Origin of the sequence: Rubrivirga litoralis, from assembly GCF_031846415.1 — a bacterium.
Taxonomy (GTDB): domain Bacteria; phylum Bacteroidota; class Rhodothermia; order Rhodothermales; family Rubricoccaceae; genus Rubrivirga; species Rubrivirga litoralis.
Genome location: NZ_JAVRHT010000029.1, coordinates 1 through 20,226 on the forward strand (window position 1 = coordinate 1; position 20,226 = coordinate 20,226).

The 20,226-nt window shown below is 73.9% G+C and carries 21 protein-coding genes; 10 read left to right on the forward strand and 11 right to left on the reverse strand.

Going from position 1 to position 20,226, the window contains the following annotated elements; all coding sequences use genetic code 11:
• On the forward strand, positions 1 to 1,190 hold a 1,190-nt coding region (locus RM540_RS11985), incomplete at its 5' end, for an NAD(P)/FAD-dependent oxidoreductase (protein WP_311664375.1).
• An 8-nt stretch (positions 1,191 to 1,198) separates the two neighbouring features.
• Positions 1,199 to 1,735, forward strand: a complete 537-nt coding sequence (locus RM540_RS11990) for a hypothetical protein (protein WP_311664377.1) — start codon at positions 1,199 to 1,201, stop codon at positions 1,733 to 1,735.
• Positions 1,736 to 1,826: 91 nt separating this feature from the next.
• Here RM540_RS11990 and RM540_RS11995 read toward each other — a convergent pair whose 3' ends face one another.
• On the reverse strand, positions 1,827 to 2,456 hold the full coding sequence (locus RM540_RS11995) for a DUF6992 family protein (protein ID WP_311664378.1): 630 nt from the start codon (positions 2,454 to 2,456) through the stop codon (positions 1,827 to 1,829).
• Positions 2,457 to 2,588: 132 nt separating this feature from the next.
• Here RM540_RS11995 and RM540_RS12000 point away from each other — a divergent pair, with 132 nt between their 5' ends.
• The 4 genes from RM540_RS12000 (at position 2,589) to RM540_RS12015 (ending at position 5,845) form a co-directional block, all read left to right on the forward strand.
• On the forward strand, positions 2,589 to 3,131 hold the full coding sequence (locus RM540_RS12000; protein WP_311664380.1) for an FxsA family protein: 543 nt from the start codon (positions 2,589 to 2,591) through the stop codon (positions 3,129 to 3,131).
• 59 nt (positions 3,132 to 3,190) lie between these two features.
• On the forward strand, positions 3,191 to 4,189 hold the full coding sequence (locus RM540_RS12005; protein WP_311664382.1) for a DMT family transporter: 999 nt from the start codon (positions 3,191 to 3,193) through the stop codon (positions 4,187 to 4,189).
• A 108-nt stretch (positions 4,190 to 4,297) separates the two neighbouring features.
• Entirely contained in the window at positions 4,298 to 4,762 is a 465-nt protein-coding gene (locus RM540_RS12010) for a hypothetical protein (protein ID WP_311664384.1), read from the forward strand.
• An 84-nt stretch (positions 4,763 to 4,846) separates the two neighbouring features.
• Complete coding sequence (locus RM540_RS12015) at positions 4,847 to 5,845, forward strand: DUF3667 domain-containing protein (protein ID WP_311664386.1); 999 nt, start codon at positions 4,847 to 4,849, stop codon at positions 5,843 to 5,845.
• Here the strand turns inward: RM540_RS12015 and RM540_RS12020 are convergent.
• From RM540_RS12020 to RM540_RS12045, 6 genes are all read right to left on the reverse strand, one after another.
• Positions 5,842 to 6,489 (reverse strand): signal peptidase II, encoded by a 648-nt coding sequence (locus RM540_RS12020; protein ID WP_311664388.1) that lies wholly within the window; start codon positions 6,487 to 6,489, stop codon positions 5,842 to 5,844. The genes RM540_RS12015 and RM540_RS12020 overlap by 4 nt on opposite strands.
• A gap of 161 nt (positions 6,490 to 6,650) precedes the next feature.
• Complete coding sequence (gene ileS / locus RM540_RS12025) at positions 6,651 to 10,103, reverse strand: isoleucine--tRNA ligase (protein ID WP_311664390.1); 3,453 nt, start codon at positions 10,101 to 10,103, stop codon at positions 6,651 to 6,653.
• A 196-nt stretch (positions 10,104 to 10,299) separates the two neighbouring features.
• Complete coding sequence (locus RM540_RS12030) at positions 10,300 to 10,866, reverse strand: Uma2 family endonuclease (protein ID WP_311664392.1); 567 nt, start codon at positions 10,864 to 10,866, stop codon at positions 10,300 to 10,302.
• Between the two features lie 79 nt (positions 10,867 to 10,945).
• Positions 10,946 to 11,782 (reverse strand): purine-nucleoside phosphorylase, encoded by an 837-nt coding sequence (locus tag RM540_RS12035; protein WP_311664394.1) that lies wholly within the window; start codon positions 11,780 to 11,782, stop codon positions 10,946 to 10,948.
• A 54-nt stretch (positions 11,783 to 11,836) separates the two neighbouring features.
• Positions 11,837 to 12,826: a DivIVA domain-containing protein gene (locus RM540_RS12040; RefSeq protein WP_311664396.1), complete on the reverse strand. Its 990-nt coding sequence runs from the start codon at positions 12,824 to 12,826 to the stop codon at positions 11,837 to 11,839.
• Between the two features lie 228 nt (positions 12,827 to 13,054).
• On the reverse strand, positions 13,055 to 13,786 hold the full coding sequence (locus RM540_RS12045; RefSeq protein ID WP_311664398.1) for a YggS family pyridoxal phosphate-dependent enzyme: 732 nt from the start codon (positions 13,784 to 13,786) through the stop codon (positions 13,055 to 13,057).
• A 203-nt stretch (positions 13,787 to 13,989) separates the two neighbouring features.
• Here RM540_RS12045 and RM540_RS12050 point away from each other — a divergent pair, with 203 nt between their 5' ends.
• Positions 13,990 to 14,187, forward strand: a complete 198-nt coding sequence (locus tag RM540_RS12050; RefSeq protein ID WP_311664400.1) for a hypothetical protein — start codon at positions 13,990 to 13,992, stop codon at positions 14,185 to 14,187.
• Between the two features lie 65 nt (positions 14,188 to 14,252).
• Positions 14,253 to 15,071 carry a TIGR00266 family protein gene (locus tag RM540_RS12055; RefSeq protein ID WP_311664402.1) on the forward strand — a complete coding sequence of 273 codons (819 nt, stop codon included), beginning with the start codon at positions 14,253 to 14,255 and terminating at the stop codon, positions 15,069 to 15,071.
• Between the two features lie 200 nt (positions 15,072 to 15,271).
• Here RM540_RS12055 and RM540_RS12060 read toward each other — a convergent pair whose 3' ends face one another.
• On the reverse strand, positions 15,272 to 16,429 hold the full coding sequence (locus RM540_RS12060; protein WP_311664404.1) for a tRNA-queuosine alpha-mannosyltransferase domain-containing protein: 1,158 nt from the start codon (positions 16,427 to 16,429) through the stop codon (positions 15,272 to 15,274).
• A gap of 55 nt (positions 16,430 to 16,484) precedes the next feature.
• Positions 16,485 to 16,703 carry a hypothetical protein gene (locus RM540_RS12065; protein ID WP_311664406.1) on the reverse strand — a complete coding sequence of 73 codons (219 nt, stop codon included), beginning with the start codon at positions 16,701 to 16,703 and terminating at the stop codon, positions 16,485 to 16,487.
• Between the two features lie 93 nt (positions 16,704 to 16,796).
• Here RM540_RS12065 and RM540_RS12070 point away from each other — a divergent pair, with 93 nt between their 5' ends.
• Positions 16,797 to 17,489, forward strand: a complete 693-nt coding sequence (locus RM540_RS12070; RefSeq protein ID WP_311664408.1) for a ComF family protein — start codon at positions 16,797 to 16,799, stop codon at positions 17,487 to 17,489.
• A gap of 294 nt (positions 17,490 to 17,783) precedes the next feature.
• A complete protein-coding gene (gene pepE / locus RM540_RS12075) occupies positions 17,784 to 18,533 on the forward strand; it encodes a dipeptidase PepE (protein WP_311664410.1) in 750 nt (249 codons plus the stop codon).
• Between the two features lie 15 nt (positions 18,534 to 18,548).
• Here pepE and RM540_RS12080 read toward each other — a convergent pair whose 3' ends face one another.
• Together RM540_RS12080 and floA are read right to left on the reverse strand one after the other, a co-directional pair.
• Positions 18,549 to 19,124 carry a hypothetical protein gene (locus RM540_RS12080; RefSeq protein WP_311664412.1) on the reverse strand — a complete coding sequence of 192 codons (576 nt, stop codon included), beginning with the start codon at positions 19,122 to 19,124 and terminating at the stop codon, positions 18,549 to 18,551.
• Positions 19,125 to 20,099 carry a flotillin-like protein FloA gene (gene floA, locus RM540_RS12085; RefSeq protein ID WP_311664414.1) on the reverse strand — a complete coding sequence of 325 codons (975 nt, stop codon included), beginning with the start codon at positions 20,097 to 20,099 and terminating at the stop codon, positions 19,125 to 19,127.
• Positions 20,100 to 20,226: the final 127 nt, after the last annotated feature.

Sequence of the window (20,226 nt, forward strand, 5' to 3'; positions counted from 1 at the left end):
TCATGCGCCTGCTCGTCGTCGGCGGCGGCCACGCCAGCCTCCCGCTGCTCGCCCACGCCCGTGAGCTTTGCGCCGAGGTCACGCTCCTTTCCGACCGGCCTGATCTGTGGTACTCGGGGATGACGCCCGAGTGGCTGGGCGGCGTCTACAGCCGCGCCGACGTGACGGTCCCGCTGGACCGGATCTGCGCCGACCAAGGCGTCCGGTTCGTCGAGGGCGCGGCCGTCGGCCTCGACCGCTCGGCGCGCGAGGTGACGACGGGCGGCGGCGAGCGCGTCCCGTACGACCTCGTCGCGTTCGACGTGGGCGCCGTGAACCCGGGCGACGCGGACGGCGCCATCCACACGAAGCCGCTCCACCGGGTCGAGGCGCTCGGCCGGTTCCTCGACGCCGCGGCGCAGGACCCGAGCGGCCCGCGGCGGCTGGTCGTCGTCGGGGGCGGGGCGGCGGGCGTCGAGACGGCCCTCAACGTGACGGCGCGGCCCGACCTCCCCGCCCTCCGCGTGGTCGTTCTGGAGCCGGGCGAGCGCCTGGTGTCGTCGCTGCCCGAGCGCGTGGGAGCGTGGGCGGCCTGCGTGCTCCGCGAGCGGGGCGCGGACGTCCGGCTCGGCGCGCGCGTCGAGCAATCGGACGCCGGCGGCGTGCGTCTGGCGAGAGGAGAGCGGATCGGCGCCGACGCCGTGCTGTGGGCGACGGGATCGGTCGGGCCGGACTGGCTGGGCGCCGCCGGGCTATCGGTGACGGACAAAGGCCTCGTGCGCGTCGGCCCGGGGCTCCGGTCGGTCGACGACGCCCGCGTGTTCGTGGCCGGCGACGCGGCGGCGGTCGCGGGGCACGAGGGGCTGGCGCGGATCGGGGTCCACGCCGTCAAGCAGGGGCCGACGCTCCGCGAGAACGTGGGCCGCGTGGCGCGGGCGCTCGGGCGGGGCGGGGCGCCCGACGCCGTCGACCTGGAGCCGTGGCGGCCGTACCCCGCCGCCCCGCTCGTGCTCTCGACCGGCGGCCGCGCGGCGTGGTACGCCGTCGGCCCGCTCGCCCTGAAGGGCGGCGCGTTCCTCCGCCTCAAGCACGGCGTCGACCGCCGGTGGATCGACCAGTACCGCGCGCCGGACACGTACCGCCACCGCTGGGACGACCGGGCGGCGATCGACGGACCCGTGGACTCGCTGCGGGGGGCGGGGCGGGGCTAGACTGCGGCATGGGCCGTCTGCCTCTCGCCGTCTTCTTGTTGGTCGCCGGGTGCGGCGTCGAGCCGCCCGAGCCGCCGGCCACCGCCCCGCCCCACGACGTCCGCCCCGCCCTGCGCGAGGGCCGGGCGGCGCCCGTCGTGTTCGACACGACCGAGCCGCCCGAGGTCGTGGTTCGCATCCCCGAGGTGCCGGACGCGCCGACGCCGCGGGGGCCGCAGCCGTCGCCCCGCCCGGAGCCGCCGCCGCCCGCCCCGCCCGGGGGCGGCCCGTCGGGGAGCTGCGACGTGCGGGCGACCGAGGGCTACTGCTTCGCCTACACCGGGGCGGGGTGGACGCCCCGCGCGGCGCGCGCCAACTGCGCCGGCGCGCCGGCCGCAGCGTTCGAGCCCGGCGCGTGCCCGCTCGCCGAGCGCATCGCGACGTGCGCCTTCCGGCGGCCGTCGGAGCCCGACCGCGAGATCCTCTACACGTACTACGCCCCGGCCGACCTCGTCCTCGTCGAGATCGCCTGCCCGGGCACGTTCACCGTCGTTGGGAGGGATTGAGGAATGGGCAGAGGGAAGCCGCCGCCCCGCCCGACGCGGCATGGGCGGGGTGGCGCCACTCCACGCATCCCTCCGTCGCTTATCCCTCTCCTCACAGCCCGACCACCAGCGCCACCCCGCCCGGCCCGGCCGTGATCGACGCCCCGTTGGCGAGGTCCACGAGCGCGCCGAGGCGGGCGCGCGTGCCCAGGTACGCGATCCCGTCGAGCACGAAGAGGCCGGCGCCCTGGATCACGAGCGCGATCCCGTGCCCACGCCACGCCGCCGGGTCCGCGACGCCGCGGCCCGAAACCGCCCACAGCGTCGCGCCGACGGCCGCGTAGCCCACGTTGAGGCCGAGGTTGACGAGGAGCACGTCGGCGTAGCCGTTCTCGGCCCCGAGCGCCGCCGCCCAGTCCGCCGCCGGGTCGCCCGCCCCGCCCGCGAGGCCGAAGGCGGCGATGCCCGTGTTGACGGCGCCCCACGCCGCCGACTGGAGCCCGAACGCGCGCCACCCCGCCGACGTCTCGGGGCTGGAGGCGAGCCAGAGCGCCGCCCCGCCCACGGCGTTCGCCACGCCCCACGCGCCGACGCGCCACAGGTGCGCCCGCTGCGCATCGCCCAGGTCGACCGAGAGCGCGCGGACCGCCGGTCCGTCTTGCGCGAGGGCGGGGTGGGCGGCGAGGCCCGTGAGCAGAACGGCGGCGAGGCCGAGAGCGAAACGGGCGGGGCGGGTAGACATGGCGCAGGTCGGGGGCGGGCGGGTTCAAAAGGCAGGGCGGCGGACCCGCAAGGTCGCGCCGGGGTTCACCGTTCCCCCTGTCCCGCCCCTGCCCTCTGGGGTCCGCCCTCCGGGTCTGCCCCGCGCCCTGCCGTGTTTGGACGCCTGTTCCTCCTGTTCCTCGTCGTCCCGATCCTCGACCTCGCGCTGCTCATCGCGGTCGGCGGGCGGATCGGCTTCTGGCCCACGTTCGGGATCGCGGTCGCGAGCGCGCTCCTGGGCTCGTGGCTGGCGCGGCGCGAGGGGGTCGCTGCGTGGCAGCGCGTCCAGCGGAAGATGACGGCGGGCGGGGTGCCGGGGCCGGAGCTCATCGACGGCCTCCTCATCCTGATCGCCGGCACGCTCCTCATCACGCCCGGCTTCCTGACCGACCTCGTCGGGCTCCTCGGCCTGTTCCCGCCCACGCGCGCCGTCCTCCGCCGCACCCTGCGGCGCCGGTTTGAGGCGGCCGTGCAACAGGGGGCGGTCCGCGTGGTGAGCGGCTCCTTTGGGAGCGCCTCGTTCGGGGGCGGGGCGGGCGCGCCGCCGTTCGGTCCGCACGCCGCCCCGCCCTTCGGACCGCACATCGGGCGGGGCGGCCCCGGCATCGAGGACGCCGAGGTCATCGACGATGGAGCCCCGCCGCAGGGGCAGTGAAGACGACCGGAAGCGGCTGGACCGCGTGAACGGGCGCGCGGCGCGTCCGTTGGGCCAGAGTGACCGCTCCCCCCTCTGCTCCCGCCCCGCCCGACGCCGCTCCGCTGGAGGTCGCTCCATCGGAGGCCGCCGCGCCGCCGGACTCGCTCCCCGCTGAGGACGCGTACGACGTCGACGCCGAGGGCCGCGACCGCCTGCGCGGCGTGCTCTGGATGCTGGCGAGCGCGCTCGGGTTCAGCATCATGAGCCTGTGCGTGAAGCTGGTCTCGGACAGCCTGCCCACGATGGAGCTCGTGTTCGCGCGCTCGGCGTTCATGGCCGTCCTCACGTTCACCGTCATCCGGCGCACCGGCGGGAAGGCGCTGGGCCGGGACCGGCGGACGCTGTTCCTCCGCGGCGCCGTCGGAGCGACGGCCCTCAGCCTGTTCTACTTCGGGATCGGCCGGCTCCCTCTCGGCGACGCCGTCACCATCCAGTACACGGCGCCCGTGTGGACGGCGCTGACGGCGGCGGTCCTGATCGGCGAGCGGCTCCGGCCCGTCGTGCTCCTCGGCGCGGTGCTGTCGCTGTGCGGCGTGGTCCTCGTGTCGCGGCCGTTGATCCTGTTCGGGAACGCCGCCGCCCCGCTCGACGGGCTGGGCGTGGCGGCCGTCGCGGGCGCCTCCGTGCTCTCGGGGCTGGCCTACACGTTCGTCCGCAAGCTCCGGCAGACGGACCAGCCGATGACCATCATCTTCTACCTCTCGTGGATCGGCATGGTCGGGTCGGCCCCGTTCGCGCTCGGCGGCTGGCCCATGCCGACGGGCTGGCAGTGGCCCCTGCTCCTGGCGATCGGGCTGGCCACGCACGTCGGCCAGGTCGGGCTGACGAAGGGGATGCAGCTCTTGGAGGCGGGGACGGCCTCGGCCATCGGCTACGTCCAGGTCGTGCTCGCGTTCGTCTGGGGCGTTGTCTTCCTGGGCGACAGCCTCGACCTGCTGAGCGTGGGCGGCGCGGCGCTCGTGGTGTCGAGCGTGTTCCTCGTCGTCGTCCTCGGCCGCCCGCGGCGGGCGGCCTGAGCGGGGCGGTTGACCGGGCGGGGCGGGACCGCCCCCGAAGGGCGCCGTCGCGTGCCTTGACCGCCGGGCGGGGCGGCGCGTAGGGTGGGCCGTCTCCCACCCCGCCCCATGCGCCTCGTTCTCCTCGCCGCCGCGCTCTCGTTCGTCACGCCGGCCCGTTCCCAAGAGGCCGTTCCCGATTCGGCGTGCACCTACGCGACCTGCGCGCTCCAGATCGACCAGAGGCTCCTGAGCTTCCGCCTGGTCCGCTCCGGGGAGCCCCTCCCGAATGGGGGGCCGCTCGGCCTCGGCCCCCCTCCAATCGCGGCGGCCGTGTCTGGTTCTCCGGCGGCCCTCATGCACGCTCGCGCCTACGAGCGGGACCTGCGGACGTCGGGCTGGCTCGTCAACGGCGCGACCGCGCTGTACTTCCTCGGGGCACTCGACCCATTCGACCTCCTCAGCGGCGGCGTGGAGGTGGGCATGGCGGCTGGGGCAGCCGGCCTCGCCGTCGTCTCAGTTCCCATCTCGTTCCGTGCCCGCCGTTCGCTGAACCGAGCGGTCGACACGTACAACGAGGAGCTGCGGAGGTAGCCGGACCGCGCAGAGCCGTCGGGCGGGGCGGTTGACGGGGCGGGGCGGCGGCGGTTTCTTCCCAGACCGTTCACCGACCGCGCCATGCCCGACGTCCTCACCGAGGCGGCCGCCCTCGGCCTCGCCACCGACCCCGAGCCTCGCGCCTTCGGCCCCCGCCCCGCCCCCGCGCTCTGTCCCAACTGCGGCGAGGCGCGGGCGGGGCGGTTCTGCGCCGGGTGCGGGCAGCGTGAGCTCGGCGGGCGGCTCACGCTGCGCGGCCTGTGGCGCGAGTTCTCGAGCCGCGTGTTCAACCTCGATCGTGGGCTGCTGCACACGGTCACGTCGCTGGCGCGCAGCCCGGGCTCGGTGCCGCGCGACTACGTCGAGGGGCGGCGGCGGACGTACACGAACCCGCTCAGCTTCTTCCTGCTCGCCACCGCTCTCAGCCTGCTCATGTACGGGCTGTACGACGACGCCCTACTAGACGTCTCGGCTTCCAGTTCGTTTGCCCAAGGCTACTCCGACGGTCACACCGCAGCGGGAGCGCCGGAGGACATCACCCCGCCCCGCGAGCCCGGCCACGAGATGACGCCGGAGGAAGCGGAGCGCGAGGCCCGCTTCGACGCGGCCTACGAGGAGCTCTTCGACGACGGAGGCCAGACTGCGGTCCGGGTCATGTACGAGGGGATGGTCCGGTTCAACACTCCACTCACGTTCCTCCTGGCCCTGTTCCTGGTGCCCCCACTTCGCCTCCTGTTTGGCTCCGAGAGGAACGTGGCGGAGGTCAGCGTCTTCGCTCTCTACGCCGTCGGGGCCGTGATCGCCCCGTTCTTCGTCCTCGGACTCGGGGCCGTGGGGTCCATCCTGTGGACGTTCGTCGCAGCGGGCATCTACGTCCTCCTCGTAGCGTGGGCGGCGATCTCGTTCTACCCGACCGCCCCGCCCCTGGGCTCCTTCTTCCGGGGCGGGGTGGCGATGACGGTAGCGTACGGGGCGTACTTCGTGGCGGTCTTGCTGTTCGGCGCCCTCTACTTCGCAACGCACTTCGTGCACACCGCCGGCGAGACGTGGGGGAGCCTGCTCGGCAGCATCTTCTCCTAGCCCACCGTCTCACCGGGCGGGGCGGCCTCCACCCCGCCCGCCGGCGGTCCGCCCGCGGCGTTCGTCGCCCGCCGGTCCGCCTCGTGCCGCAGCGCCGCCTCGTGGAAGGCGCCCTGCGTGATCAGGATGAGGACGACGCCCGCGATGATGGCCACGTCAGCGATGTTGCCGATCGGGAACAGGGCCACGTACTTGCCGCCCATGAAGGGGACGGCCTCGGGGATCACCCCGCGCCACACGTCGAGGTGGATAAAGTCCACGACGCACCCGTAGAGCAGCCGGCTCGATCCGGGCGGCGACGGCGCGCACTCGCCCCAGATCGACCCGTAGAACACGCGGTCGATCACGTTCCCGAACGCCCCGCCCAGCACCAGCGCCAGCGCCACGCGGTAGCCCGTCGGCGCCCAGCGGACGTGGCGGAGGTAGACGAAGATGAGGACCGTCGCGACGACCGAAAAGATCGTCAGGAACATCTTGCTCCCGACCGTCAGCCCGAACGCCATGCCGGGGTTCTCGGTGAACGTGAACCGGAACAGCCGGCCAACGACGGGGATCGAGTCGCCGTACGCCATCTGCGTTTTGACCACCACCTTCGTGATCTGGTCGAAGACGACGATCGCAAACGAGATCCAGAGGACGCGCATAGGGGCGGGGGGACTCGGGGCGCCCAACGCGGGCGGGGCGGCGGCGGTGCTCATGTGGGTGACGGGTTATGAGTGACGGGTGACGAGCCGGAAGGGGCCTCGCCCGTCACCCCGCCCCGGCCCGCCCGCGCTCGGGGCGGGATGGATGCGCCCGTCACTCATCACTCGTCACCCTGTACTCGGCGAACGCCGACCGTCAGCGTCTCGCCCCCGATCTCGACGTCGCGGACGAGGTCGCCGGCCGGCGCGTCGACGAGGGCCAGCGACGTGGCCAGCGTCTCGGCCTGGACCGGCCGAGCGAACGCGCCCGCGAGACCGCCTTGCCCCGCGAGACCGCCTTGCCCCACGAGACCGCCCGCCCCGCCCACGTGGGCGAGGAGCGCGGGCGGGGCGGCAAACTCGACGGCGATCCGGTCGGCCACGTCGAACCCGGCCTCTTTGCGGAGCCCCTGGACGCGGTTCACGAACTCGCGCGCGAAGCCCTCAGCGCGGAGCGCGTCGTCGAGCGCCGTGTCGAGCGCGACCGTCACCGCGAGCGTCCCGCCCCGCCCGTCGGCCGCCGTCTCCTGGCGGACGACGCGGCCCTCGACGCCCTCGGACGTCACCTCCAGATCGCCCGGCTCCAACGCGACCGCCCCGCTCGGGAGGTCGAGGGCGAGCGAGCCTGTGGACTCGTACGCGGCGATCTGATCATTTGTGAGGTCGCGGATCGCCGCGTTCGCCTCCTTCATCTGCTTGCCCAGGCGGCGCCCGAGCGCCTTGAAGTTGGGCTTCGCGCTTTTCTGGACCACGCCGCTGTCGCCCGCCGCCGTCTCCAGCCGCTTCACGTTGACCTCGTCGAGCACGACGTCCTCGACCGACCGCAGGACGTCCTCCTCTACCCCGCCCACGCCCGTCACCACGAGGACCGAGCCCAGCGGCTGGCGCACGTTGATGCCGGCCTCGTTCCGCAGGGCGAGCGTGGCCGTCGCGACGGCCCGCGCGAGCGCCATCCGCCCTTCCAGGCCGGCGTCGTGGAGGGCGGGGCGGGGCGCGGGGTAGTCCTGGAGGTGGACCGACGCCTCGTGGCCGAGCATGCCGTACAGCCACTCGGCCGTAAACGGGGCGATGGGTGCCATGAGCCGCGCGACGGACTCCAGGCACTCGAACAAGGTATCAAAAGCAGCCCTTTTTTCTTTGGGGAACTGCAGAATGTAACCCTCCTCTACTCCACCGAGCAAGTGATCAATAGCCGCAAAGGCAGATTGATTTGACTCGACCACTGCAGGATCTTTACCATCCTGCTGCATATGTCTAATCATATTAGCAGAAGTACCCTTTTCCCAGAACCGGCGGCGGCTCCGTCGGAGGTACCAGTTCGATAGGTCGTCGACGAACGCTTCGATGGCACGGGCCGCGCGCGTCGGGTGGTAGGCGTCGAGGGCCTCGACCGCCTCGGCCGCCGTCGACTGGAGGCGGCTGAGGACCCAGCGGTCGAGCTCGGTCCGCTCCGCGGCGGGCACGGTCTGGGCGGGGGGGTAGGCGTAGCCGTCGACGGCGGCGTACGTCTCGAAAAAGCGGTACGTGTTGACGAGCGTCCCGAACAGCTTCCGCCGCGTCTCCTCGACGGCCGCGTCCGAGTACCGGAGGTTCTCCCAGGGCGGGGAGGCCGCCATCATGGACCACCGGATCGGGTCGACGCCGTGGCGATCAATCGCCGCGAACGGCTCGACGGCGTTGCCCTTCGACTTCGACATCTTCTCGCCCTCGGCGTCGAGGACGAGCCCGTTCACGACGACGTTCTTGTACGCGACCCGGTCGTCGACGATCGCCGCGATCGCGTGGAGCGTGTAGAACCACCCCCGCGTCTGGTCGACGCCCTCAGCGATAAAGTCGGCGGGAACGTTGGCCTCGAACCGCTCGACGTTCTCGAACGGGTAATGCCACTGCGCGTAGGGCATGGCGCCCGAGTCGAACCACACGTCGACGAGGTCGGGCACGCGGCGCATGGTCCCGCCCCGCCCGTCGGGCCAGGTGATGGCGTCGACGTAGGGCCGGTGGAGGTCGATCGTGCCCAGGTCCGGGTTGATGGCTTCGGGCGGAAACTCCCCGCCGACCTTCTCGCGGAGCTCCTCGATGGAGCCGACGACCTCCTTCTGCTCCGGGTCGCGGTCGCTGACCCAGATCGGGAGCGGGGTGCCCCAGTAGCGGCTGCGGCTGAGCGCCCAGTCGACGTTGTTTTCGAGCCACCCGCCGAACCGCCCCGCCCCGATCCCCTCGGGCTGCCAGTTGATGGTCTCGTTCAGCGCCACCATCCGGTCCTTGACGGCCGTCGTCTGGACGAACCAGCTTTCGACCGGGTACTGCATGAGCGGCGTCCCCTTGCGCCAGTCGTGCGGGTAGTTGTGGACGTAGGAGTCCTCGCGGAAGAGCAGGCCGCGGTCGCGCAGGTCGCGCAGGATGGGCCGGTCGGCGTCCTTGAACCACATGCCGCCGACGAGCGGGAAGCCCTCCCGGAAGCGGCCGTCGGGCTCGACCGGGTTGAGGACGGGGAGCCCCTCCTTCTGGCCCGTCGCCCAGTCGTCCATGCCGAACGCGGGCGCCGTGTGGACGATGCCCGTTCCGTCGTCCACGGTCACGTAGTCGGCGGCGACGACGCGCCACACGTCGCCGGGCGCGTCGTCGTCCTGGAGCGCGTCGGCGAGGCCGTAGAGGTGGCGGACCTCGGCGTGGTTGTACGGCGGGACGTACTCGAGGCCGACGAGCTCGGCGCCCGTCTTGCGGTCCACGATCTCGGGGTCCTCGACCTTCAGCTTGCCCAGGAGCTTCTCGGCGATCCACACCTTCTCCTCGCCCGGCTGGTCGTCCGGCCCGGCCTCCGCCACGAGGCGCACCTTGACGTACTCCGTCTTGGGGGCCACGGCGAGCGCCGCGTTCGAGGGCAGCGTCCACGGCGTCGTGGTCCACGCCAGCAGCGACGTGTCAGGCTCGTCCACGAGCGGGAAGCGGACTGTGACGCTCACGTCCTGGACCTCTTTGTACCCCAGCGACACCTCGTGCGACGACAGCACGGTCCCGTTCGCCGGGCTGTACCACTGGATCTTGTGGCCCTCGTAGAGCAGCCCCTTGCCCCAGATCCGCTGGAGCAGGTTCCAGACCGACTCGACGTAGTCGTTCTGGAACGTGACGTAGGGGTGCTCCAGGTCCACCCAGTAGCCCATGCGGCGCGTGAGGTCGTCCCAGAGGTCCTTGTACCGGAGGACGCTCCGGCGGCAGGCCGCGTTGTAGGCGGCGATCCCGTAGTCCTCGACCGCGTGGCGGCCCTCCAGCCCCAGCTCCCGCTCGACCTCGATCTCGACCGGGAGCCCGTGCGTGTCCCACCCCGCCTTGCGGTCGACCCGGAAGCCGCGCATGGTCTTGTAGCGGCAGAACAGGTCCTTGATGGTCCGCGCCATCACGTGGTGGATGCCCGGCTTGCCGTTGGCCGTCGGCGGCCCCTCGTAGAACACGAAGTGCGGGGCGCCCTCGCGGGCGGCGAGCGACTGCGCGAACGTGTCGTCGGCCTCCCAGCGGGCGAGCACGTCGCGCTCGACGGAGACCTGGTCGAAGCGCTCGACCTCGGGGTAGCGGGGCATGGGCGGGGTGGGGCAGTGGGTCGGTGGGTCAGTGCGTCAGGCGGCGTCCCGCCCACTGCCCACCGCCTCCCGATGCGAGGCTCAACGGGGCGGGGCGGTCCCGCCGAAGCTAGCCCGCCGCCCCGCCCGCGGCGTTGAAGCGCGGCCGGATTCGCCGCCCCGCCCTCGCGCCGCGCCGCTTGTGGGGGCGGGGTGGCTAGACCTCGACCCCGTGGTACAGGCCGTCCAGCGCGAGGTCGACGCCGAGCGACGGGAGCCGGACCGCCCCGCCCGTGACCGGCGCCGGGACGGCCCACACCCCGTTCGTTTTGGCAGCGACCTCGGCCCAGCGTCGCGTGGAGTCGACCCAGACGACGGTGTGGATGGACGGGACCTCGCGGTAAAGAGCGAACTTTTCTCCCCGATCGTAGACGGCCGTACGGTCGGAGAGCACTTCGACGACGACCGCCGGATTGAGGAGCACGCGCCGGGTCTCGTCGCGCAACGCTGGCGGGCCGAAGACCACGCTCGCGTCGGCGTAGACGTAGCGTGCGTCGTGGATTTGGAGCCGCATCCCACTCGACAGGACGTACCTGCCGCTCCGGTCGACCTCGTTCCCTAAGAATGCGATGCAGTTGGAGACGACGAGGTGGTGGTCGGAGGACTCAGCTGGAAGCCGGTGCACCTTGCCAGCCGCATACTCGTGGCGGACGTCCTGCGTCTCCTCCCAATCGAAGTACTCCTCCGGCGTGAACGTGAGGGCTCGGGCGGTGGAGACGGGCATGGGCCAGTGGGCGGGGTGGTTCAAGAGTAGAGGATCCGCCCCGCCCCCGCCACCCCGCCCGCGCGCCTGGGCGGGGCGGCTACGCCAGCGTCGCGACCACGTCGCCGAGGATCTGCGTCAGCCTCGGTTCGGCCTCGGCGGCGGCGGCCAGGATGTCGGCGAGGACGACGGGCTCCAGGGCGTCGGGGAAGCACTCGTCGGTGACGACCGAGACGGCCAGCACGCGCATCCCGGCGTGGCGGGCTACGATGACCTCGGGCGTCGTGCTCATGCCGACCACGTCGGCGCCGGCCTGCCGCAGGAAGCGGTACTCGGCCCGCGTCTCCAGGTTGGGGCCGAGGACCGACGCGTAGACGCCCTCTCGGAGACGGACGCCCCGCTCCAAGGCGGCGTCGGCGGCAGCCTGCCTGAGCGCGGGGTCGTACGGCTCCGACATGTCCGGGAACCGCGGCCCCCACGCGTCCACGTTCGCGCCCGTGAGCGGGTTCGACCCCTGGAGGTGGATGTGGTCGGTCACCAGCATGAGGTCGCCGCGGCGGTAGAGCGGGTTCATGCCGCCGGCCGCGTTCGAGATCAGGAGCGTCTCGATGCCCAGCGCGGCGAAAACGCGAACGGGCAGCGTGACCTGCCACGGGGTGTACCCCTCGTAGAGGTGGAACCGCCCCTGCATCGCGAGCACGTCGACGCCGCGGAGCCGCCCCGCCAGGAACCGCCCGCTGTGGCTCTCGACCGTCGGCGCAGGCACGTGCGGGACGTCCTCGTAGGGCACCGTCTCGCGGACCTCGATCTCGTCGGCGAGGGCGCCCAGCCCGGTCCCCAGGATGATCCCGACGCGGGCCGCGTCGCCGGCGCGGTCGCGGAGCACGTCGGCGGCCTCCTGGACCTGGGCGCGGGCGGTGTCGGGGTCGGGCGTCATGGGCGGGGTGGGGCTGGGGGAGCGCGAAAGATCGCACCGCCCCGCCCGCCCCGCTCAGTCGAGGTCGTCGAGGATGCGGCGGATCCGCTCGCGCTCGGCGTCCGACGCGGCCGCCCCGCGCTCCTCGCCAGTCACGAGCGAGCGGAGGTCCCACCCGCCGACGACCAGGGGCGGGGCGGCGGGCGCGCTGTCGGGCGCGCTCGGCTCGGCGTCGCCCGCCCCGCCCAGCTCGTCTCCGGCCGCCCCGCCCTCGGCGGCCTCGGCATCGTCCGCCCCGCCCGCAGGCGCGTCGCCAGGTGCGTCCTCGGTGGCCGGCGCGGGAGACGGGTCCTGGGGCTCGTCCGGCATCGCGCGCGCCCACAGCGGGACGTAGCCGCTCTCGTCCGAGACGTCGGCCGGCGCGGGAGACGGCTCGGCGGTCGCCTCAGAGACGTCGGCGGGCGGGGCGGGCGTCTCAGGCAGAGTGGACTCCTCCAGCAGAGGAACGCTCGCGGGCGGGGCGGGAGCCTCCGGCACGGCGACGGCCTCGGGCAGAGCGGGGGCCGCGGAGACGTCGGGCGGGGCGGGGGCTGCGAGCTGGGGGTACCCGGCGGGGGCCTCGCCCTGGAACTGCGCGAGCACGTCGAGCTCGGAGAGCAGGAAGCCGCGGAGCCGGGCGGCCACCTCGGTCTGCCGCGACGAGAGCTGGACGAGGTCCTGGCGGAGCTCGTGCCGCTCGCGCTCGGCGTCCTGCACGATGGCCCGCGCGCGCAGCTCGGCCTGCTCGACGATCAGCGAGGCCCGCTCTTTTGCCGCCGCCTCGGCCCGCCGCGCCGACTCCTTCGCCGACTCCAGCGCCTCCTGGAGCGCGAGCTCGACGCGCTCGTAGTGGGTCAGCTTCGTCTCCATCTGGTCCGTCCGCTCGCGGCTCTGGCGGATCTGGTCGAGGAGCCCCTCGTGGTGCTCCGAGACCTGCTTGAGGAACGCGTCGACCTCGGCGGGCTCGTAGCCCCGGAACGCTTTCGTGAACTGCTGCCGTCGGATGTCGAGGGGCGTGAGGGTCATGGTCGGGCAGGCGCGGCGGAGGCGGGGCGGCGGGGGCAGTCGGCGACCGGGTGGGCCGCGTCGCTCGCGGGCGGGGCGGGGCGCCGTTGCGCGGAGGACGCGGGATCGTCGGTCCACCACGTCGAACGGCCTACAGGGCCGGGCGATCCGGCGGAGCGGGAGACCAAACGGCGCGGCGAGCCCCACGGCGCCAAACTACGGACGCGCCACGCGAGCCCCCAACAGTGGCTAGCGCGGCCCGAACAGCGCCGTCCCCACGCGGACGTGCGTGGCGCCCTCCTCGACGGCCACCTCGAAGTCGCCGCTCATCCCCATCGAGAGGACCGAGAGCGGCCCCGCCCCGCCCGCGGGCGCATACGCCTCGAACAGGTCGCGGAGCCGCCGGAACGCCGGGCGGACAATCCGGTCGAGGTCGCGGTCGTCTTCGGCGATGGCCGCCATGCCCATGAGGCCGACCGGGCGGAGGTGGTCCTGCTCGGCCGCGTACGCCAGCAGGTCGTGGGCCGCGTCGGGCTCGACGCCGCCCTTGGCCTCCTCGTCCGACACGTTGACCTGGACCAAGACCGGGAGCACGCGGCCCGCCTGCTCAGCCCGCCGCTCGAGCGCATCAGCCAGGCGGACCGAGTCGAGCGCGTGGAACAGGTCGGCGCGGGCGGCAGCGTCGCGGGCCTTGTTGCGCTGGAGCGAGCCGATCAGGTGCCACCGGACCGCCCCGCCCTCGGCCTCGCCCGGGACCGCGTCGGACTTCTCGACCAGCTCGCCTACCCGGTTCTCGCCCAGGTCCGTGAGCCCGGCCGCGACGGCGGCGCGGACGGTGTCCAGGCTGCGCGTCTTGGTCACGGCCACGAGCGTGACGTCGGCCGCGTCCCGCCCCGCCCGGTCGGCGGCGGCGGCGATGCGGTCGCGCACGCGGGCGGCGTTCTCGGCGATCGGGGCGGCGGGCGGGGCGGCAGCAGGCATGTCCCGAGTCGTACCCGACCGGCGGGCCAGAGATCCGTGCGCGCCCCGCCGCGGACCGCGTGGGGCGGGGTGGAATCGTCACGACGGCGTTCCTTTTTTCCAGCCTACTCCCAGGCCAATCGGCCTGGGCGGGGCGGCTGAGCGCTCTGCGGGGCCGTGGCCCGGTCTTGGCAGGAGGAGAGGCCTATTCCACCCCGCCCCCCATGATCTCGTCCCCCGCGCTCGCCCAGGCCCGCGCCGCCTGGCTCTCCGGCGACGGCGCCGCCTGGACCCGCTACACCGCCTGCCTCCGCGACCTCGCCGCCCCGCCCGCCGAGACGCCGGCCGCCCCGGGCCGCCTCGCCCGCCGCGAGCGGACCGCCCGCCGCACGCGCCGGCCCGGCCGCGTCGCCCGCGCCTAAGAGAGTCGGCGACCGACAGTCGGGGCCGAATCCGTAGTGTTGAGGACAACCCCCTCCCCTACGCCATGCCCGCCCACGACATCGACTACCGCCTGATCGGCGACGACCTCCAGATCGTCGAGGTCGAGCTCGACCCTGGCGAGACCGTCCGCGCCGAAGCCGGCGCCATGCTCTACATGGAAGCCGGCGTCCAGATGGACACGGGCACGGGCGGCGGGTTTATGAAGGGGCTCAAGCGCCGGATCACGGGCGAGAGCTTCTTTATCACCTCGTTCACGAACGCCGGGCGGGGCGGCTCGCAAACCGACGGGACGGCGCGCGTCGCGTTCAGCGCGCCCTACCCCGGCAAGGTTATCCCGCTCGACCTGGGCGCGCTCGGCGGCCGGTTCCTGTGCCAGAAGGACACGTTCCTCTGCGCGGCGTCGGGGATCGAGATCGAGGTCGCGTTCACGAAGAAGATGGGGGCCGGCTTGTTCGGCGGCGAGGGCTTCATCCTCCAGCGCCTCGAAGGCGACGGCCTCGCGTTCTGCCACGCGGGCGGCACCGTCATCGAGCGCGACCTCGCCCCCGGCGAGACGCTCCGCGTGGACACCGGCTGCCTCGTCGCCTTTGCGCCGTCGGTCGACTACGACATCGAGTTCCAGGGCGGCTTCAAGAACGCGCTCTTCGGCGGCGAGGGCCTGTTCCTGGCCCGCCTCGAAGGGCCGGGCCGCGTCTACCTCCAGAGCCTCCCGTTCTCGCGCCTCGCCGACCGCATCGTGGCGGCCAGCCGCGCCTACGGCCGCCAGGGCGAGACGAGCCGGGGCGGGGCGGGCGCGCTCGGGGCGCTCGGAGGCCTGGCCGCCGGCGGCCTCCTGGGCGGTCTCCTGGGGGAGGACTCGTAGTCGGTGGGCCAGTGGGTCAGTAGGTCGGCGAGTCAGCAAAAGCGCCCGCCCCGCCCGTGCGGCACCGGGGGCGGGGCGGCGCCTTGCTCCGGCACCGCCCGCAGCGCCGCCCGGCCCGGCTCCGGCCGCCCCGCCCCGTCGAGGCCACTGATCCCCTACGGACTCACTGGTCCTCTACTGCCCCACTGATTCCCACCGACCTACTGGCCCGCCACCTCCTCGAACAGCGCGTCGAAGCGGGGCGCCTGGAGCGGCCACGCGAGGTCGGCCGGGATCTCACGCAAGACCGGCGTGGGGAGCCGCTGTGCCTCGCCGCCGAGGACCGCGCGGAGCGTCTCGAACAGGCCCTCCTCGCCCTCGTAGAGGACCGGCGCGTGGAGGAGCGGCCGGTGCAGCCGCTCCGGCACCAGCTCGGGGTACGTCAGGCGGTCGGGCAGGAGCGGGTGGCAGCCGCAGTGGATGGCCTCGAGCGTCGAGAGGTCGAAAAACTCGTGGACCGACGTGGACACGACGACGTCGGAGCGCCAGAGGAGCGCGGCGTAGTCGGCGAACGACTCGGCGTAGCCGTAGTGGAGCACGCGCTCGGCGTAGCGCCGGAAGCCGGCCTCGAACGCCGCCGGCTGCTCGGCGAACGTCTTGCCGGCCAGGACCAGCCGGAACCGCGCGCCCGCGTCGTCGAGCCGGTTCATCACGCGGAAAAAGGCGGCCGGGTCCTTGTCATACTCCCAGCGGTGGTTCCACAGCACGACCGGCAGGCCGGGCTGGCCCTCGCCGACCTGCCGTTCGCGCGCCCGCTGCGCCTCGGCGGCGGGGCGGGCCGCGTCGAGGCCGGCGAGGTCGAGGCCCGGGTGCAGCACGCCGCTCTTGGCCCGGAGCCCGGGGAGCGCGCCGACGTGCGTGTAGTCCGGGAACCGCCGGAGCAGGTCGGGGAGCACGCGGAAAAAGTCGTCGCGGTGGAACGCCGAGTTGAACACGACCCGGTCGGCCGCCAGCGCCGAGAGGTAGTTGACCGACGCGTAGGCGTCGTCGCGGACCTCGCCCTCGTCCAGCGGGTACGTCAGCCGGTCCTCGTGGAGGTAGAGGACGACGGGCGTCGCGGCCAACCGATCGCGCGTGAGCGCGAGGAACGCCGGCAGGTGGACCATGTCGGACGCCACGACGAGGTCGGGCCGCCAGCCCTCGTCCAGGACCTCGCCGGCCTTCTCGGCGAGCGTGACCGCCCCGCCCTGGACCCGCCACGTCCAGTAACGCGGGGCCATCGTGACGGCGCGGACCTCGTGGGCGCTGTGGGCTACGAGGCCGTCGAGGAAGCGCCGGCGCGAGCCGCCGTACCACGGTTCGAGAAACAGGACGTTCACGGGGCGGGGCGGCTCCTGAGGGCGGGGCGGCGGCCCCTGGGGCGGGGCGCGCGCGTCACGCCGGGTCGAGCCCGGCGGCCTCCTCGTCGGTCGACGGGCGCACGATGGCGAGGCGCCGGACCTGCAGGGCCTCGCGGAGCACGGCGTCGCGGACCTCGACGGCCGAGACCACCTTTTCGTCGCCCGCGTCGAGGTGGACGGTCCGCCCTTGGAGCTGGAGGTCGATGGGGTCCTCGGACACGTTCTTGATGATCATCCCGCGGCGTTCGGGCATGGGGTCGGGGTTGTGAGGGGAGAGGGCGGCCAAGATATTCCCCAGACGCCGCCCCGCCCCTCGGGGCCGCCCCGCCCTGCTCCCCGCGCGCCGATGCCCTTTTCCCTCCGCTCCCTGATCGGCGACATCGGGGCCGGCCTCGCCGGGCTCCTCTACCCCGCCCTCTGCCTCGGCTGCGAGCGGCGGCTCGCCGCGGACGGGCCGCCGGCCGCGCTGTGCGCGTCGTGCCTCCGCGGCCTGCCGCGGCCCGAGCCCGACGCGGCGCGCGCCCTTCTCGGCGCGGCGCCGGTCGAGGCGGCCGTCGCGCTGTGGGCGTTCGACGCGGGCGGGGCGGTCCAGCGGGTCCAGCACGCGCTGAAGTACGGCGGGCGGCCGAGCCTGGGCGTCCCGCTCGGCCGCCTCCTCGGCCGTGCCCTCCGAGCCGGCGGGGCAGGCGGGGCGGACCTCGTCGTGCCCGTCCCCCTCTCGCCGACCCGCCTGCTGGAGCGGGGCTACAACCAGGCCGCCGCGCTCGCCGACGGCGTCGCCGACGCGCTCGGCGCCGAGGTGGCGCCGGACCTCCTCGCGCGGACGCGCGCCACGCAGCGGCAGGCGACGCTCGCCCGCCCCGCCCGCGTGGCCAACGTCGAGGGCGCGTTCGCCCTCCGCGCCGGAGCCGACGTGGCCGGCCGCCGCGTCCTCCTCGTCGACGACGTCCTCACGACGGGCGCCACGGCGGCGGCGGCGGCCCGGACGCTCGCCGAGGGCGGGGCGGCGGTGTCGGTCGGCGCGCTCGCGCTGGCGTAGCGGCGGCGAGCGGCGAGCGGAAGATGACCTCCCCGTCCTCGCCACGGGCGGGGCGGTCGCGCCATGGGCGGGGCGGTCGCGCCATGGGCGGGGCGGTCGCGCCAGGGCGGGGCGGAGGGTTCCAGGACCGCCCCGCCCCGCCCGCATCGGACACGGCAAGCCGTGTCCCTACGAATGCCCGCCGCCAGGCAGGGCGGAACTTTTCCCCTCGCCTCTTCCCTCTTCCCTCTTCCCTCTTCCCTCTTCCCTCTTCCCTCTTCCCTCTTCCCTCTTCCCTCTTCCCTCTTCCCTCCCATGCTCCTCCTGCTCAGCAACTCCACCTCCCCCGGCCAGCCGTACCTCGCCCACGCCCGCGACTGGATCGCCGACGCCGTAGGCGGACCGCAAACCGGCGGGGCGGGGCGGATCGCGTTCGTGCCCTACGCCGCCGTCACCTTCAGCTACGACGACTACACGCGGCGCGTGGCGGACGCGCTCGACGGGCTCGGCCTGGAGATCGAGGGCGTCCACACCTCGGACCGCCCCGCCCAGGCCGTCGCGGACGCCGACGCCGTGTTCGTGGGCGGGGGCAACACATTCCACCTGCTCCGCTCGTGCTACGAGCACGGGCTCGTCGACGCCATCCGCGCGCGTGTCGGCGCCGGGGCGCCCTACGTCGGGTGGAGCGCCGGGGCCAACCTCGCGTGCCCGACGATCCGCACGACGAACGACATGCCCGTCGTCGAGCCGCCGTCGTTCGAGGCGCTCGGGCTCGTCCCGGTCCAGATCAACCCGCACTACACGGACGCCCACCCCACGGGCCACCAGGGCGAGACGCGGGCGCAGCGGCTGGCCGAGTTCGTGGCCGCCAACCCCGACGCGCCGGTCGTCGGCCTGCCCGAAGGCACGGCGCTCCGCGTCGACGGCGCCCGCGTCGAGGTCCTGGGCGGACCGCAAACCGGCGGGGCGGACGCGCGCGTGTTCGACGCCGCCTCGCCGGAGGGCCGCCGGGCGGAACCGGGCGAGGTCGCGGCGCTCGTCGCCGGCACCGCCCCGCCCGCCTGACCGCCCCGCCCGCCGCTACCCGCCCGCCGCCCGCTGCGCGAACGCGAGGACGAGCCGCGCGTGGGCCGCCACCATCTCGACCACGCCGAGGTCCGCGAGGCGGGCGTCGGGCGTCGTCGGGAGCTTGGGCGGCGAGACGCGGCCCATCCACAGCGGCAGCTTCTCCCCGAGCACGCTCGGCCCCGGGAACCGGCCCGGCGGGAGGTGCGCGCCGTAGAACGCCGCTTTCCGTTCGAGCCGCGCGTACACGCTCTGGTCCGGCTCGACGTCGCCCTCCGCCCCGCCCGCCACGTACTCGGCGCCCAGGAGGAAGTCGTGGTAGAGGAACGGGAGCTCGGCGAGCGCCGGCCCGGCCGCTTCGAGGGCGGGGCGGTTCTGGCGGAGCCCGACCTCGGCGGCCCGCGCCGTGACGGTCGCCAGGAGCGTGAGCGTCTCCTCGGCCACTAGGCCGGGGTCGGCCTGGTCCGTGAGGGCGGGGAGGGCGCGGCGGACGACGTCCTGCGTGGTCGAGAGCGCGGCGGGCGCCGCGAACGCGACGACCCGGGCGGCGAGGGCGGCGGTCCGCCCGGAATCCGTCGGGGGCTCAGCCATCTACGACAGGTCCTGGCCCGCCCGGCCCTCCGCCCCGCCGATCGTCGTCCGCATCTGGGTGTCGGCCTCGATGTTGCGGAGGTTGTAGTAGTCCATGATGCCGAGGTTGCCGGCCCGGAACGCCTCGGCCATCGCCTGCGGGATCTCGGCCTCGGCGCGGATGAGGTTGGCCCGCTCTTCCTGCTCGGCGGCGACGGCCGCCGCGCGGCGCTCCTCGGCCTTGGCGCGCGCGACGCGGAGGTCGGCCTCGGCCTGGTCGGTCTGGAGCTTGGCCCCGATGTTCTCGCCCACGTCCACGTCGGCGATGTCGATGGAGAGGATCTCGAAGGCGGTCCCCGAGTCGAGCCCCTTCGCGAGCACGGTCTTCGAGATGTTGTCGGGGTTCTCGAGCACCACGAGGTGCGTGTTCGACGAGCCGATCGTGGACACGATGCCCTCGCCGACGCGCGCGATGATGGTCTCCTCGCCCGCCCCGCCCACGAGCCGCTCGATGTTGGCGCGGACGGTCACGCGGGCCAGCGCCCGCACCTGGATGCCGTCCTTGGCGATCGCCGCGATCGACGGCGTCTCGATGACCTTGGGGTTGACCGACACCTGGACGGCCTCGAACACGTCGCGGCCGGCGAGGTCGATGGCCGTCGCGCGCTCGAACGTGAGCGGGATGTTGGCCTTGTCGGCCGAGATCAGCGCCTGGACCACCTTCTGCACGTGCCCGCCGGCGAGGTAGTGGGCCTCCAGCTGCGGCGGCTCGACGGGGATGCCCGCCTTGTGCGCCGTGATGAGCGGGTTCACAATGTGGGACGGCGGCACGTTGCGCAGCCGCATCCCGACGAGGTCGCGGAACAGGCTCAGCTTGACGCCGGAGAACACGGCCGTCAGCCACAGCCGGACCGGGATGAAGTACAGCAGGACGATCGCCAGCAGGACGACGCCCAAGATCACGACGAGGCTGCCGACGCCGAGGAGCTCTTCCATGGTGTTCGCGTGTGGGCGTCCCTGTACGGGGGCGGGGCGGCGGCGTTTCGCCCACCCCGACGCGCTACGTGCTCTGCGAAGCCGCTACTGCCGGGCGGGGCGGCCCAGGCTGAACGAGACGTCCCCC